11 protein-coding genes are annotated in these 12,696 nt (G+C 68.8%); 6 read left to right on the top strand and 5 right to left on the bottom strand.

The genetic code is table 11. The annotated features are described in order from the left end of the window. Positions 1-171: 171 nt before the first annotated feature. Positions 172-546 (top strand): WhiB family transcriptional regulator, encoded by a 375-nt coding sequence (locus MID12_RS09585; protein ID WP_040248886.1) that lies wholly within the window; start codon positions 172-174, stop codon positions 544-546. 223 nt (positions 547-769) lie between these two features. Here the strand turns inward: MID12_RS09585 and glpX are convergent, their stop codons facing one another. Beyond that, positions 770-1,801 carry a class II fructose-bisphosphatase gene (gene glpX / locus MID12_RS09580; protein ID WP_040248883.1) on the bottom strand — a complete coding sequence of 344 codons (1,032 nt, stop codon included), beginning with the start codon at positions 1,799-1,801 and terminating at the stop codon, positions 770-772. A gap of 234 nt (positions 1,802-2,035) precedes the next feature. Between glpX and MID12_RS09575 the strand changes: the two genes are divergently transcribed. After that, positions 2,036-2,545: a DUF4245 domain-containing protein gene (locus MID12_RS09575; RefSeq protein WP_040248880.1), complete on the top strand. Its 510-nt coding sequence runs from the start codon at positions 2,036-2,038 to the stop codon at positions 2,543-2,545. Positions 2,546-2,764: 219 nt separating this feature from the next. Here the strand turns inward: MID12_RS09575 and MID12_RS09570 are convergent, their stop codons facing one another. The 3 genes from MID12_RS09570 to xseA all read right to left on the bottom strand — a co-directional run bounded on the left by MID12_RS09570 (position 2,765) and on the right by xseA (position 5,163). Further along, positions 2,765-3,355: a malonic semialdehyde reductase gene (locus MID12_RS09570; protein ID WP_040248877.1), complete on the bottom strand. Its 591-nt coding sequence runs from the start codon at positions 3,353-3,355 to the stop codon at positions 2,765-2,767. A gap of 178 nt (positions 3,356-3,533) precedes the next feature. Next, positions 3,534-3,830 carry an exodeoxyribonuclease VII small subunit gene (locus MID12_RS09565; RefSeq protein WP_263166157.1) on the bottom strand — a complete coding sequence of 99 codons (297 nt, stop codon included), beginning with the start codon at positions 3,828-3,830 and terminating at the stop codon, positions 3,534-3,536. A gap of 121 nt (positions 3,831-3,951) precedes the next feature. Beyond that, positions 3,952-5,163 (bottom strand): exodeoxyribonuclease VII large subunit, encoded by a 1,212-nt coding sequence (xseA, locus tag MID12_RS09560; protein WP_040248871.1) that lies wholly within the window; start codon positions 5,161-5,163, stop codon positions 3,952-3,954. A gap of 114 nt (positions 5,164-5,277) precedes the next feature. On the opposite strand from xseA, the gene MID12_RS09555 reads away from it, so the two are divergent. Further along, the gene (locus tag MID12_RS09555) at positions 5,278-6,342 is read left to right on the top strand and encodes a 4-hydroxy-3-methylbut-2-enyl diphosphate reductase (protein ID WP_397914600.1); all 1,065 of its coding nucleotides are present in this window, start codon (positions 5,278-5,280) and stop codon (positions 6,340-6,342) included. 132 nt (positions 6,343-6,474) lie between these two features. Further along, positions 6,475-7,230 carry a polyphosphate--glucose phosphotransferase gene (ppgK, locus tag MID12_RS09550; RefSeq protein WP_263166153.1) on the top strand — a complete coding sequence of 252 codons (756 nt, stop codon included), beginning with the start codon at positions 6,475-6,477 and terminating at the stop codon, positions 7,228-7,230. Positions 7,231-7,360: 130 nt separating this feature from the next. Here ppgK and MID12_RS09545 read toward each other — a convergent pair whose 3' ends face one another. Then, positions 7,361-8,119 carry a DUF6542 domain-containing protein gene (locus MID12_RS09545; protein WP_107071298.1) on the bottom strand — a complete coding sequence of 253 codons (759 nt, stop codon included), beginning with the start codon at positions 8,117-8,119 and terminating at the stop codon, positions 7,361-7,363. Positions 8,120-8,402: 283 nt separating this feature from the next. On the opposite strand from MID12_RS09545, the gene ychF reads away from it, so the two are divergent. Together ychF and MID12_RS09535 are read left to right on the top strand one after the other, a co-directional pair. Beyond that, entirely contained in the window at positions 8,403-9,491 is a 1,089-nt protein-coding gene (ychF, locus tag MID12_RS09540; RefSeq protein WP_040248865.1) for a redox-regulated ATPase YchF, read from the top strand. Positions 9,492-10,201: 710 nt separating this feature from the next. Then, the gene (locus tag MID12_RS09535) at positions 10,202-12,640 is read left to right on the top strand and encodes a type I restriction-modification system subunit M (RefSeq protein WP_263166150.1); all 2,439 of its coding nucleotides are present in this window, start codon (positions 10,202-10,204) and stop codon (positions 12,638-12,640) included. The last annotated feature ends 56 nt before the right edge of the window (positions 12,641-12,696 follow it).

Here is a 12,696-nt window from a genome sequence, read left to right as displayed (position 1 = left end):
CCCGGCGACCGCAAACGGCCCCAACTCCCGCCCGCCGGAAGGAAGTAGAGGACCCTGGCCGTAAAGGCGCGGTCCCCTCCGGTGGTTCCTGGGCGCGTGCTTAGCGGCGCGCAGGGCGGGTATTCCTTGCTGCATCGTCACTCGCCGCGAAGCTGTCGTCAGGAGTAGACCGTGCCGCAACCGCCGCATCAGCCCCTGCAGGTCGCTGCCGTTCGGCCCCAGCGGGTGCCAGTGCGCGAGCGCGACCAGGACGCGCCCTGGCACTCGGACGCGGTCTGCCGCCGTGACGAGGCCGGTCTCTTCTTCGCCCCGTCCAAGGAGCCCACGGCCGCCCGGCTCTCCCGCGAGGAGGCCGCCAAGCGGGTCTGCGCACGCTGCCCGGTGATGATCGAGTGCCGCGAACACGCGCTCGTCCAGCCCGAACCGTACGGCGTCTGGGGCGGGTTGACGGCCGCCGAGCGCCGCGTGGTCCTCGCCCGCCGCCGCCGTCGCGACCTCGAACTCCAGAAGGCCCGCGCCACCGGCCGCATAGCCGCCGCGGGCTGAACTCCCGCCACGGGCTGAACTCCGGGGCCCGCTGGGCCACTTCGCGTACGTACGTCTCGGTGTACGTACGCACCGCCGTGCACGCGTGCCGTCCGCGGGTGCCTCTGCCGATGGCTGCCGTGCCCCTGCCGCGTACGCCGAGGGGCGCCCCTCCTGGTGAGAGGCGCCCCGCGGCGGCTTCCCGCTCTCCGGTCCGCGCGGTCCAAGTGCCGTGCGCGGCGGTCTACTTGGCGCGGTCGAAGTCGATGGCGCTGTAGGCGCGGAGCTTCTTCAGGCGGTGCGTGGAGTCGATCTGGCGGATGGTGCCCGAGCGCGAACGCATCACCAGGGACTGGGTGGTGGCGGTCTCCGCGCGGTAGCGCACGCCGCGCAGCAGTTCGCCGTCGGTGATGCCGGTGGCGACGAAGAAGACGTTGTCGCCCCAGACCAGGTCGTCGGTGGTCAGCACCCGGTCGAGGTCGTGCCCGGCGTCCAGGGCGCGCTGCTTCTCGGCCTCGTCCTTGGGCCAGAGCTTGCCCTGCAGGGTGCCGCCGAGGCACTTGATCGCGCAGGCCGAGATGATCCCCTCGGGGGTGCCGCCGATGCCCATCAGCATGTCCACGCCGGTGCCCTCGCGCACCGCCATCACCGAACCGGCCACATCGCCGTCGGAGATGAACTTGATCCGGGCCCCGGCCTCCCGGATCTCCCGGACGATGCCCTCGTGGCGGGGGCGGTCCAGGATGACGACGGTGACGTCCTCGGGGGTGGAGTTCTTCGCCTTGGCGACCCGGCGGATGTTCGCGGCGACCGGGGCGTTGATGTCGACGAAGTCGGCGGCCTCGGGCCCGGTGACCAGCTTGTCCATGTAGAAGACCGCCGAGGGGTCGAACATGGTGCCGCGGTCGGCGGCGGCCAGGACCGCGATGGCGTTGGACATGCCCTTGGCGGTGAGGGTGGTGCCGTCGATCGGGTCGACGGCGATGTCGACCTCCGCGCCGGTGCCGTCGCCGATCTGCTCGCCGTTGTAGAGCATCGGCGCCTCGTCCTTCTCGCCCTCGCCGATGACGACGACACCGTTCATCGACACGGTGGAGACGAGGGTGCGCATGGCCCGTACCGCCGCGCCGTCGGCGCCGTTCTTGTCGCCGCGGCCGACCCAGCGGCCCGCTGCCATGGCCGCCGCCTCGGTGACGCGGACCAGTTCGAGCGCGAGGTTGCGGTCGGGCGCCTCGGGGGAGACCTCGAGTTCGGACGGCAGATGATGCTCGGTCATCAAGCGCACCTTTCTGAAATTCGAGAAGAAGAGCTGCGCGCCCGAGGGCGGCGGGGAGCACGGCGCGGGCGGGGCCGGAAGCGGACGGATGCGTTCATGACTCTAACGGCACCCCGCCAGAATGAGCAGTGCGCCCTTCGCATGAGCGGCCCGCCATGCCGGGGCGCGGGCGTGCACGTCAGGGGCGGTCGCGGGGCGGTCGCGGGGACCTGAGACCATGGGCGGGTGGCAGGTATGAGAGGAAGGCAGACGGTCCGCGACATGGTGTTGTCGCTGGCCGCCATCGGCGCTTTCGCGGCAGTGATCTATTTCGTCCTCCCGCACGACGACACCGAGAAGCCCCCGCAGAAGGTCGACTACCAGGTGGAACTCACCACCGCCCGCCGTGCCGCCGGTTATCCGGTGGCCGCGCCGGAGGGCCTCGGCAAGGGCTGGGCGGCGACCTCGGTGCGCTTCGACGGGGCCGCCTTCAAGGCCTGGCACCTCGGCTTCCACGGCCCGGACCGGACGTACGTCGCGGTGGAGCAGTCCACCGAGCGGCCCTCCCGCTTCATCGACCGGGTCACCCGCGGGGCCGACGAGACAAAGCTCACGCAGGAGATCGGCGGCGACCGCTGGCGCCGCTACGACGGCTCGGACTACGACGCCCTCGTCCTGAAGGAGAAGGGCGTGACCACGGTCGTCACCGGCCCCGCCTCCCGCTCCGAGCTGACACATGTGGCGGAGCGCCTCAAGCGGTCCTGAGGAGGGGGCCCCGGGGGTTCTCGGGGACGGTTCCTCGCCAGGGCTTCTCCTGCCCAGGGCTCCCTCACGGCTTCTGAGCGGGCCGTCGAAGACATGGAACGGGCCGTCGAAGACACGGAAAGGGCCTCCGTCCGGCGCTGCTGCCGGGCGGAGGCCCTTCGTCTGCGTACGGGGTACGGGGTACGGGTGCGCCCGCGTACGGGAGGTGCGCGGCGGTGCTCAGACGGTCTTGACGACGTCCTCGAAGGAGAGGCGCGGCGAACGCGGGAACCAGGCGTCCTCGCCCGGCTTGCCGATGTTGACGACGACCAGCGGGGTGTGGTCGTCGTCGAGGAACTCCTTGCGGACGCCCTCGGGGTCGAAGCCGGACATCGGTCCCGCGGCGAGACCGGCGGCGCGCACGCCGATGATGAAGTACGCGGCCTGCAGCGCGGCGTTGAATCCGGCGGAGGCCTCACGGGTCTCACGCCGGCTGAAGAAGGCGTCCTTGGCCTGCGGGAAGTGCGGGAACAGCGTGGGCAGCTCCTCGTGGAACTCGTTGTCCGCGGAGAGGATCGCGACCAGCGGCGCGGTGCTGGTCTTGGGCCGGTTGCCCTCCGACATGTGGGGCACCAGGCGCTCCCGGGCCTCCGCGGAGCGGACCAGGGTCACCCGCAGCGGGGACTGGTTGAAGGCGGTGGGCCCGTACTTGACCAGTTCGTAGATCGCCTGGACCTGCTCCTCGGTCACCGGCTCGTCGGTGAAGGTGTTCGCGGTGCGGGCCTCGCGGAACAGCAGGTCCTGGGCGGCGGGGTCGAGAACGAGGGACATGGTCAGCCTTTTCGTCGAGGGAGGCGGCAGTTCGGCGCCGTGGGGCCCACCGTACGAGAGGTAGGTTGAAGTTTCAACAAAAGCCGGGTTGCCGTGATCGACTTCACAGCAGCCGCCGGGCCGGGTGCCACCCGGGCGGTCAGCCCGCAGGCAGCCACTCCGCTACTCCTCCACTCCGCTATTCCTCCTCGTCCCCGGTGGCCGCCGAGGACCCCTCGCCCTCTTCTCCTTCTTCCCCCTCCTCTGCGTCCTCGGCCGCGAGGGCGGCGTCGAGGCGGGCGCGGGCGCCGTCCAGCCAGCGGCGGCAGACCCGGGCCAGCTCCTCGCCGCGCTCCCACAGCGCGAGGGACTCCTCCAGGCTGGAGCCGCCGGCCTCCAACCGGCGTACCACGTCGACCAGTTCGTCGCGCGCCTGCTCGTAGCCGAGGGCCTCGGCGGCGGCCGTGCCCTGCTCGGTCGGTGTCTCGCTGGTCATTCCTCTGCCATTCCTCTGCCTTGTTCTCGTACGGTGCGGCGGGCCGCCGGGTGCGGTGGCCGCGGCCGGTGGTGCGCTGTCCACGACAGCCCCCGGTGTGCGTGGTGGGGTGCGGGCGGGGCTACTCCTCCACCCGCACCACCCCGAACTCGCCCCCGGCGACCCGCGCCCGGAGCGGCCCGCCCTCGGGGGCGTCCGCGGGCTCCCGCACCACGGTGCCGTCCGCGGTCTGCAGGACCGCGTACCCCCGGCGCAGGGTGGCGGCGGGGGAGAGGGCGACCACCCGGGCGCGGGTGTGCGTCAGCTCGGAGGAGGCGCGGTCCAGGAGGTGGCCGAGGGTGCGGCGGGCGCGGTCGGCCAGGGCGCCCACCTGCTCGGCGCGGTCGTCGATCATGCGGTGCGGGTCCTGCAGGACCGGCCGGGCGAGGGCGTGGGCCAGCCCCCGCTCCTCGCGCTCCAGGAAGGACTCCAGGCAGCGCAGCGCCCGGTCCTGGAGCAGCCGCACCCGCTCGTACTCCTCGCCGACGTCCGGCACCACCTTCTTCGCGGCGTCGGTCGGGGTGGAGGCGCGCAGGTCCGCGACATGGTCGAGGAGGGGATTGTCCGGTTCGTGCCCGATCGCGGAGACCACCGGCGTACGGCAGTCGGCGACCGTGCGCACCAACTGCTCGTCGGAGAAGGGCAGCAGGTCCTCCACGCTGCCGCCGCCGCGCGCCACGATGATCACATCGACGTCCCGGTGCCCGTCCAGCTCCTTGACGGCCTGGACCACCTGGGGCACCGCGTGCACCCCCTGCACCGCGACATTGCGCACCTCGAAGCGGACGGCGGGCCAGCGGTGCCGGGCGTTCTCCAGGACATCGCGCTCGGCCGCCGAGGCGCGGCCGCAGACCAGGCCGACGAGCTGCGGCAGAAAGGGCAGCGGCCGCTTGCGCTCGGCCGCGAAGAGCCCCTCGCCCGCCAGGGCCTTCTTCAACCGCTCCAGGCGCGCGAGGAGTTCGCCGACCCCGACCGGCCGTATCTCGGTGGCCCGCAGGGAGAGCTGGCCGCGCGGCGCGTACCACTCGGGCTTGGCGAACACCACGACCCGGGCGCCCTCGGTGACGACATCGGCGACCGCCTCGAAGACCTGGCGGTAGCACGTCACGCTCACCGAGATGTCCTGCGAGGGATCGCGCAGCGTCAGGAAGACGACGCCCGCGCCGGGGCGCCGGGAGAGCTGGGTGATCTGCCCCTCCACCCAGATCGCGCCCAGCCGGTCGATCCAGCCGCCGATCAGGCGCGAGACCTGACCGACGGGCAGCGGCGCCTGAGCCGAGGTGTTCACAGCCATGCGCCGAGCGTATCGGCCGCCACCGACAAACCGGGACTGTCCACAGGAGAGCACCGCACCCCTGGTCCCGAGGTTTTCCACAGGGGCTCCGGGACCGCGGGGCGACGCCCTACGATGGGTGCCATGACTGCTTCCCCTGCCAGTGCGGCCGGTCCGTCCGACGCCGACTCCGCCCCTGCCGGCAAGCGGGTCCTGCTGGCCGCGCCCCGGGGCTACTGCGCGGGCGTGGACCGCGCGGTGATCGCCGTGGAGAAGGCCCTCGAACAGTACGGCGCCCCGGTCTACGTACGGCACGAGATCGTCCACAACAAGTACGTCGTCCAGACCCTCGAACGCAAGGGCGCGATCTTCGTCGAGAAGACGGAGGAGGTGCCGGAGGGCTCGATCGTGATGTTCTCCGCGCACGGCGTGGCCCCGGTCGTCCACGAGGAGGCCGCCGGGCGCAGGCTCGCCACCATCGACGCCACCTGCCCGCTGGTCACCAAGGTCCACAAGGAAGCCGTCCGCTTCGCCAAGGAGGACTACGACATCCTCCTCATCGGGCACGAGGGCCACGAGGAGGTCATCGGCACCTCCGGCGAGGCCCCCGAGCACATCACGCTCGTGGACGGCCCCGAGGACGTCGCCCAGGTCGAGGTCCGCGACGAGTCCAAGGTGGTCTGGCTCTCCCAGACCACGCTCTCGGTCGACGAGACCATGGAGACCGTCGACGCCCTCAAGGAGAAGTTCCCCCAGCTCATCTCGCCGCCCAGCGACGACATCTGCTACGCCACCCAGAACCGCCAGCTCGCCGTGAAGGAGATGGGCGCCGACGCCGATCTGGTCATCGTGGTCGGCTCGCGCAACTCCTCCAACTCCGTGCGCCTGGTGGAGGTCGCCAAGCTCGCCGGCGCCCGCGAGGCCTATCTCGTCGACTTCGCCGAGGAGATCGACGAGAGCTGGCTGACGGAGGACGTGCGTACGGTCGGTGTCACCTCCGGGGCCTCGGTGCCCGAGGTGCTCGTCGAGGGCGTACTGGAGTGGCTGGCCGCCCGCGGCTTCGAGGACGTCGAGATCGTGAAGACGGCCGACGAGTCCATCCACTTCTCCCTCCCCAAGGAACTCCGCCGCGATCTGCGCGCCGAGGCCGCCGCCCTCGTCGGGGGCGGCTCCGCTGAGGGGCAGTCGAAGAGCGAGTAGTGCCGGGCCGGGGCGTGCCCGCGAAGGCGCGCCCCTCCCGCGGCGCCCCCGGCGGACCGCAGGGGTGAAGCAGGGGTGAAGGGCCGGGGCGCACGGGCCCTGGCGGCGCGCGGCAGGCTTTACCGTAGCGCCATGGAGATCTTCGGCGTGGACATCGGCGGTTCCGGGATCAAGGGCGCACCCGTGGACCTGGACCGGGGCGAGCTTGCGGCCGACCGCTTCAAGGTGCTGACCCCGCATCCCGCGACCCCCGAGGGCGTCAGCGAGGGTGTCGAACAGGTCGTGCGCCACTTCGACTGGGACGGGCCGGTCGGCGTCACCTTCCCCGGCGTGGTGACCGACGGCTCGACCATCCGCACCGCCGCCAATGTCGACAAGAGCTGGCTCGACGTGGACGCCCGGAGCCTGCTCAGCGAGCGCCTCGGCGGTGCAGAAGTGGTGGTCCTGAACGACGCCGACGCCGCCGGAGTCGCCGAGATGCAGTTCGGCGCGGGCCGCGGACGCAAGGGCACGGTCCTCGTGCTGACCCTCGGCACCGGCATCGGCAGCGCGCTCTTCGTCGACGGCACCCTGGTCCCCAACACCGAACTCGGCCATCTCGAACTCCACGGCCACGACGCCGAGAAGCACGCCTCCACCAAGGCCAAGGACGACAACGACCTCAGCTGGGAGCACTGGGCACACCGGCTCCAGAAGTACCTGCTCCACGTGGAGATGCTGTTCTCCCCCGAACTCTTCATCCTCGGCGGCGGAGTGAGCCGCAAGGCCGACAAGTTCGTGCCCCTGATCAATCACGTCAAGGCCGAGATCGCCCCCGCCCAACTCCGCAACAACGCGGGCATCGTCGGCGCGGCGATGCGGGCGCACGGGACGTACGGCGGGAAGTAGGGCCGCCGGTACGAGAACGAGGAAGGGCGCCGCCGGGGAGGCGGCGCCCTTCTTACGTGCGGGGCTCGGAGGACTGGGAACCCGGGTTCTGGGGCTTGATCGCTCAGGCGCTCAGGCGCGGGGAGGTCGCTCAGGCGCGCGTCGGGCGGGCCGGGCGCCGTCCGGCCTGGGGGCTGCCGTTGGGGCCACCGCCGGATCCGCCCTTGGGTCCGCCCTGGGCCGGTGGGCGCGGTCGGCGGGTCCCCTGGCCCCCCGGCGGCTGCGGCGGGCGGCCGCGGCGGGCGGCCGCGCGGCGGGCCATCAGGCGGATCTTGCGTACGGAGACGATCAGACCGGCGATGAGGGTGCCGCCGTAGAGCCAGCCCGCGTGCAGGGCGAGCGCGGTGAACAGGCCCATCAGCAGGCCGCCGATCCCGCCCTCGGTGTCCGCGACGGGGAAGACGCCGACCGCGAAGGCGATCGGTACGACGACGGGCGCCAGCACCAGGTCGGCATTGCGCACCCACAGCGCGGTCAGCGCGCTCACCGGCAGGAAGAAGAATCCGTACACCGTCAGCGAGGAGCCGAACAGCAGCCGGTCCAGACCGGCGACGAGGAACATCGCGGCGGCACAGAACAGCCCGCTGCCCAGCCCGGTCAGCCGGGGGTTGGGCAGCTGCCGGATCCGCGCCGCGAGACCGGCACCGGCGCCGCGGCCGGGCCGTGGATCATGCCCGGACCGCGGGCCCCGCTCCGGTCCCGGGCGGCGGGGGGTACGCGCGGCCGGTGCGCCCGGCGCCTGCGGCCGTCGGACCGGGGCCGGTGCGGTGCGGCGCGGGCCGCCCTGCGGTGGCAGGGGCGCGGTCCGGCGCTGACGGCTCTGGGGGGGACGGGTCCTCGGTTGCTCCACCGGACCAACGTAGATCCGATCATGTGCCGGGCGGCCGCTGGGACACGCGCTTTGACCTGTCTTGGCCAAGCATCCCGATGTCCTCCGCGAAGTGGAGAGCCTGCGGGGGTGGTGTGGGACGGGAGTACGCGCCGGGGCGCGGACCGCCGACGGGGCGCGAGAGGCCTTCGGGCGCCGGGTCCCGTACGCCGTAGACTGGGCGACCGGCCCGTGCGTGCGCTCACCCCGGGTCCCTCGGCAAAGCCAGTTCGCTTACCAGCCCTGACGTACGGGAAGTCGCAACGTGTCGCTCACGATCGGAATCGTCGGTCTGCCCAATGTCGGCAAGTCGACCCTGTTCAACGCCCTGACCAAGAACGACGTGCTCGCGGCCAACTACCCGTTCGCCACGATCGAGCCCAACGTCGGCGTCGTCGGCGTACCGGACCCCCGCCTCACCCGGCTCGCCGAGATCTTCTCCTCGCAGCGGGTGCTGCCCGCCACGGTCGACTTCGTGGACATCGCGGGCATCGTGCGCGGCGCGAGCGAGGGCGAGGGCCTGGGCAACAAGTTCCTCGCGAACATCCGCGAGTCCGACGCGATCTGCCAGGTCATCCGCGCCTTCCAGGACGAGAACGTCGTCCACGTCGACGGCAAGGTCTCGCCCAAGGACGACATCGAGACGATCAACACCGAGCTGATCCTCGCCGACCTCCAGACCATCGAGAAGGTCCTGCCGCGCCTCCAGAAGGAGTCCCGGATCAAGAAGGACGTGGCTCCCAAGGTCAAGGCGGTCGAGGAGGCCAAGGAGATCCTGGAGAAGGGCGACACCCTCTTCTCCGCGGGCATCGTCCAGGGCTCCGGCAACGAGGAGCTCCTGCACGACCTCCACCTGCTCACCACCAAGCCCTTCCTCTACGTCTTCAACGTCGACGAGGACGAGCTGACCGACGAGGACTTCAAGAACCAGCAGCGCGCCCTGGTCGCCCCCGCCGAGGCCATCTTCCTCAACGCCAAGCTGGAGGCCGACCTCGCCGAACTCGACGAGGACGAGGCCCTCGAACTCCTCCAGTCCGTAGGCCAGGAGGAACCCGGCCTCGCCACCCTCGCCCACGTCGGCTTCCGCACCCTCGGCCTCCAGACCTACCTGACCGCCGGCCCCAAGGAATCCCGCGCCTGGACCATCAAGAAGGGCGCCACGGCCCCCGAAGCCGCCGGAGTCATCCACACCGACTTCCAGAAGGGCTTCATCAAGGCCGAGGTCATCTCCTTCACCGACCTGGTGGAAACCGGCTCGGTCGCGGAGGCACGCTCGGCGGGGAAGGCGCGTATGGAGGGGAAGGAGTATGTGATGCGGGATGGGGATGTTGTGGAGTTTCGGTTCAATGTTTAATTGAAGCTTCAACTAAATTACTCGTCCTGTAAAGCCGCAGGTCAAGAGGGGTCCGTCAATCCAAGACGGGCCCCCTTTGCGGCTCCATCGAAGGTCGGACGGTGCTTTGGTGCTGGATGCCGCCCCGGAGGGCCGGATCGGACCACCTGTCGGCACCTGTGACCACCCTCGGGGTGCTGTCCCGTGCTGACATTGTCCTTTGCAGCTCCAAGGCCGAGCTCGCAGAGCTATGCAGATGCTGTGTCGACTCGGCCTCGGGTTCCCCCCACCTCCTCAACAGTGCCGTACGACGGTGGAGTGGCCAGGCCGAGGTTGATGCAGGCGGACGCTGGGGCTTGAGTAGCGCGGAACATGAGGAGTTGCACCTCGCGGCGGGAGCACGGCCGCCTGGCCCAGCCGGGCCACTACTCGCACTGTGACCTTCGCCCCTCGATCGCGGGCTGACCACCACACCCTGATGTCTGTGAAGGCGCCCCGTCCGACTCAGTGCATGTGATACGGACTGGGTCCTTGAGTGCCGCGGACTAACGGCATCCTGCGCAAGAACCCGGCGCTATCGTTGGGGCACTTAGCTTGGGCTGTGCCGCTAGTGGCAAAGCTGTCGCGCACTGACATACGAAGGATGGGCGCCGAAGAATGGACAGGTCGCACGTACACCTCACCGCGGGTTCGCGGTCAGGCTCTGGGCTCGGCGCTGGCAAGGGGGTGGCGTGCTAGTGGCCCTCAAGAAGTCTGACCTGTACAGCTCCCTGTGGCGGAGCTGCGACGAGCTGCGTGGCGGCATGGATGCCAGCCAGTACAAGGACTACATCCTGACGCTGTTGTTCGTGAAGTACGTGACGGACAAGGCCAAGTCCGATCCGAACTCCTTGATCGACGTACCCGACGGCGGGTCCTTCGACGACATGGTTGCCCTCAAGGGCGACAAGGAGATCGGCGACAAGATCAACAAGATCATCGGCAAGCTCGCCGAGGCCAACGGACTTGAGAAGGTCATCGACCTGGCCGACTTCAACGATGAGGAGAAGCTCGGCAAGGACAAGGAGATGCAGGATCGCCTCTCCAAGCTCGTGGCGATCTTCGCTGATCTCGACTTCCGAGGTAGCCGCGCTGAGGGCGACGACCTGCTCGGCGACGCCTACGAGTATCTAATGCGGCACTTCGCAACGGAATCGGGCAAGTCGAAGGGGCAGTTCTACACCCCGGCCGAGGTCTCGCGAGTACTCGCCAAGGTCGTCGGCATCGGAGCGGGCACCCCGCAGGACCACACGGTCTACGACCCTACGTGCGGGTCTGGCTCGTTGCTCCTAAAGGTCGCTGATGAGGCTCCACGTGGCCTCACTATCTACGGCCAGGAGAAGGACAACGCCACCTGGGCGCTGGCCCAGATGAACATGATCCTGCACGGCTACGAGGATCGTGACATCCGTAGGGGCGACACGATCACCAGCCCACAGTTCACCCATGGTGCACGGCTACAGACCTTCGACTTCGCCGTTGCCAATCCGCCATTCTCCATCAAGTCGTGGAGTAACGGTCTGGAGAACGAGTACGGTCGCTTCGAGTTTGGCCGGCCGCCGGAGAAGAACGGCGACTACGCTTTCCTCCTTCACATCCTCAAGTCTCTCAAGAGTAATGGCAAGGCCGCAGTCATCTTGCCGCACGGTGTACTATTCCGCGGTCACGTAGAGGGCGCAATTCGCAAAGAGCTCCTGCGTCGTGGCTACATTAAGGGCATCATCGGTCTACCCGCGAACCTCTTCTACGGCACTGGCATTCCGGCCTGCATCATCGTTCTTGACAAGGGGAACGCTCAGGCGCGAACGGGCGTCTTCATGATCGACGCTTCCCGAGGTTTCTTGAAGGACGGCAACAAGAACCGCCTCCGGAGCCAGGACATTCATAAGATCGTCGACGTCTTCAACAAGCAGACCAAGATTGAGCGCTATTCGCGCATGGTTCCGCTCCACGAGATCGCCGACCCGAAGAATGACTACAATCTCAACATCCCGCGGTACATCAACTCCTCGGAGCCGGAGGATATCCAGGACCTTCGCGCCCACCTGCACGGCGGGATCCCAGACCACGATCTGGACGCACTCAACCGGTACTGGGAGGCGTTCCCGAGCCTTCGTGCCACGCTCTTTAAGCCGAACCGCCCCGACTACAGCGACCTGGCTGTAGGCGTTGCTGAGGTACAACAGGCCGTCTTGGACTCCGACGAGTTTCAGGAGTTCGCTACGGACATCCGCGGACACGTTGACGACTGGTTCGCCGTGCACAGGCCCGTATTGCAAGCGCTCACCCCGGACACTGTCCCCAAGGATCTGATCGCCGGTATCAGTGATGATCTGCTGGCCCGGTTCAAGAACACTTCCCTGCTCGACGAGTACGACGTCTACGAGCAGCTCATGACTTATTGGCACAGCGTCATGCATGACGACGTCTTCCTCGTCATGAACGACGGGTGGTGTGAGGCGGCGAAGCCCCGCAAGACCATCGAGGATAAGGAGCGTAAGCTCTCCGAGACTCCGGACCTTGTCATTGGTTCCGGGCGCAACGCGACCAAGTACAAGATGGACCTCGTCCCGCCGGCGCTTGTCGTCGCTCGGTATTTCGCGGACGTACAGACCAAGGTTGATGCACTGCACGCGGCAGCCGAAGAGGCAAGCCGTGTTGTCGAGGAGTGCATCGAGGAGCACGCCGTCGAGGACGGCCTGCTCGCTGAGGCGATGGAGGACGGTAAGGTCTCCAAGCCGCTTGCTTCGACGCGACTGAAAGTGGCTCGGCACGAGGGAGTCGACGCGGAGGAGGTCAGGGCCCTTCAGCACTTGATCAAGCTGTACAACGAAGAGGCTGTCGCCAAGAAGGCCGCTAAGGAGGCCCAGGCCGCTTTGGATCTTGCGACCCTCAAGAAATACGGCGATCTTACCGAGTCTGAGATCAAGCAGCTTGTGCTTGAAGATAAGTGGCAGACCACGGTCGCGGACCGCGTTGCTCAAGTGGTTGACTCGCTGACGCTCGCGTTGGTGGTGCGGATTAAGGAACTTGGCAAGCGCTACGCAGAAACAGTTCATTCTCTCGATGCCGAGTTGGCGAAGATTGAGGCTGAGGTGGCGCGTCACCTTGCCGACATGGGGGTTGTGTAATGACCTCTGAAAACTCGTCTTGGCCTCGGTTGGCAACCGGGATCATTGCCGAACCG

This window comes from Streptomyces sp. SCSIO ZS0520, from assembly GCF_025643355.1.
Taxonomy (GTDB): Bacteria; Actinomycetota; Actinomycetes; order Streptomycetales; family Streptomycetaceae; genus Streptomyces; species Streptomyces physcomitrii.
This window is presented reverse-complemented; position numbering and strand designations above follow the sequence as displayed.